The organism is Acidovorax sp. KPB24-07, from assembly GCF_057543315.1.
Genome location: NZ_BAAJYS010000700.1, coordinates 1 through 1,163, shown reverse-complemented (window position 1 = coordinate 1,163; position 1,163 = coordinate 1). Strand labels below are relative to the sequence as shown.

At 69.9% G+C, this 1,163-nt stretch carries 2 protein-coding genes; both read right to left on the bottom strand.

Annotation, left to right across the window (positions count from 1 at the left end; genetic code table 11):
• A partial coding sequence (locus AC27IQ_RS25100) for an MFS transporter (protein WP_487091237.1) occupies positions 1-826 on the bottom strand: 826 nt, incomplete at its 3' end.
• 30 nt (positions 827-856) lie between these two features.
• The gene (locus AC27IQ_RS25095; RefSeq protein ID WP_272549570.1) at positions 857-1,045 is read right to left on the bottom strand and encodes a 4-oxalocrotonate tautomerase; all 189 of its coding nucleotides are present in this window, start codon (positions 1,043-1,045) and stop codon (positions 857-859) included.
• Positions 1,046-1,163 lie beyond the last annotated feature (118 nt).

The following is a 1,163-nucleotide window of genomic DNA, read 5'->3' as shown; positions in this document are numbered from 1 at the left end:
GCAGGTCCATGAGCGGCGTGGCGCCGCGCGCCAGTTGCCGGCGCTGCCACGCGATGAAGACGGCCAGGGCCGCGAAGGCCGCCAGCAGCAGCGCGCCGGCCTGCAGGCCTGGCCCGCCGTGCAGCGCCACCAGGCCGTTGAGCAGGCACAGCGTGCCGACCGCGCCCAGCACCAGCCCGCGCCAGTCCAGCGCGTTGCCGGACTGGCCGGCCACGGCGCCGCCGGGGCTGCTGACCGGCACGAACCGATAGGCCAGTGCGATGGAGGCGATGCAGAACGGCACCACCATGAAGAAGATCGAGCGCCAGCCGAACCAGTCCACCAGCAGCCCGCCGATGCTCGGGCCGATGGCCGGTGCCAGGACCACGCCCATGCCGAAGATGCCGCTTGCGCGGCCCTGCTCGTGCGGCTGGAAGGCGTAGAGGATGATGACCGCCGGAATCGGCTGCACCACGCCCGCGGCCAGCCCTTCGAGCACCCGGGCGGCCAGCACCAGCCCGTAGTGGCTGGCCACGCCGCCGCCGATGCCGCCCACCAGCAGCAGCACCATGGCGCCCACGTAGGTCGCGCGGTAGCCGAAGCGGGCCAGCAGCCAGGGGGTGGTGAGCATGGCGACCGTGGTGGCCACCATGAAACCCGACGACACCCACTGCGCGCGTTCCTGGCCGAGCGTGAAGTAGTGGCTCATGTCGGGAATGGCCACGTTCACGATGGTCGACGACATGATGGAGGCCATCGTGCCGACCATCACGGACAACAGGAGCAGCCACCGGTAGCGCTCGCCGTACCGTTCGCGCAGCAGGGCGGTGGAGCCGGGACCGGTCATCGGGCGGAAATCGGGCAGGGGCCGGCCGGATCAGGTCCGTTCGGACCAGAGCTTTCCGCCAGTGGCCCAGTTCTCGCGCTTGACGTCGGTGATGAGGATGTCCACCGAGTCGGGCGAGCCGCCGAGGATTTCCACCGACACGCGGGTGATCTCTTCCACCAGCTTCTTCTTCTGTTCGATGGTGCGGCCTTCCATCATTTCGATGTGGTACGTCGGCATGTCGGTCCTTCAGGGAGTTCAAAAAAGGGAGCGGCCATCATATCGGCGCGCCGGTTGCCGCGCCCTGTGGCGCGGAGCCCGTTCCGGCCGCGCACCGGGGGGCACAGGCAGGCGGTGC

What these genes read in the sequence shown, in the direction of transcription:
- AC27IQ_RS25095 (WP_272549570.1), bottom strand. Translation starts at nt 1,045, where the DNA reads ATGCCGACGTACCACATCGAAATGATGGAAGGCCGCACCATCGAACAG.